This is a genomic window from Mycobacterium sp. 1245499.0 (assembly GCF_001673615.1).
GTDB lineage: Bacteria > Actinomycetota > Actinomycetes > Mycobacteriales > Mycobacteriaceae > Mycobacterium > Mycobacterium europaeum_A.
Genome location: NZ_LZMG01000413.1, coordinates 1 through 754 on the forward strand (window position 1 = coordinate 1; position 754 = coordinate 754).

General features: G+C 68.7%; 2 pseudogenes. One reads left to right on the forward strand and one right to left on the reverse strand.

Annotated elements, in window-relative coordinates:
- Positions 1–467, forward strand: a pseudogene (locus tag A5646_RS25855) (hypothetical protein); the annotation flags it as partial.
- 1 nt (position 468) lies between these two features.
- Here A5646_RS25855 and A5646_RS25860 read toward each other — a convergent pair.
- Positions 469–754: pseudogene (locus A5646_RS25860) on the reverse strand (hypothetical protein); the annotation flags it as partial.

A 754-nucleotide genomic window follows, 5' to 3' on the forward strand; every position in this document is an offset into this window, starting at 1 on the left:
TCTTCACCGCGCTGCACGCGATCAGCGCCACCGCGGTCGCCGGTGGCGACAAACCGCCGCCGGCCCGCATCGTGCTGCTCTCCGACGGCGGCGAGAACAAGCCTTCCAATCCCAGCGATCCGCACGACGGCGTCTACACGGCGGCGCGGCTGGCCAAGGCCGAGGGCGTGCAGATCTCCACGATCTCGTTCGGCACCCCGTACGGCACCGTCGACTACGAGGGCGCCACCATCCCGGTTCCGGTGGACGACCAGACCCTGCAGAAGATCTGCGAGATCACCGACGGCCAGTCGTTCCACGCCGACAGCCTGGACTCGCTGAAGAACGTGTACTCGACGCTGCAGCGCCAGATCGGCTACGAAACCGTGAAGGGCGACGCCAGCCTGGCCTGGATGCTGCTCGGCGCGTTCGTCCTGGCCGGCGCCATCCTGGCTGGGCTCCTGCTGAACCGCAGGCTGCCCGCCTGAGTCAGCTGGGCAGGCGCCGGTTGATCAGCAGTGCCAGCGCGGTCGCGATCAGGGCGGTCAGCACGGCCAGCCGCAGCCAGCCGGAGCTGCCCGGCCCCGGCACCGTGCGGTAGCCGATCTCGTTCTCGATGGCGTTGTAGCTCTTTTCCAGCTCGCCCAGGGTGGTGGCGGTGTACGACTGCCCGCCGGACAGCTTGGCCACCATCTTCATCTGGTCGGTCGAGACCGGGACGGCGATGCGCTGCCCGTCCATCTCGATCTCGCCGCCCTTCGTCCCGAACGAGATC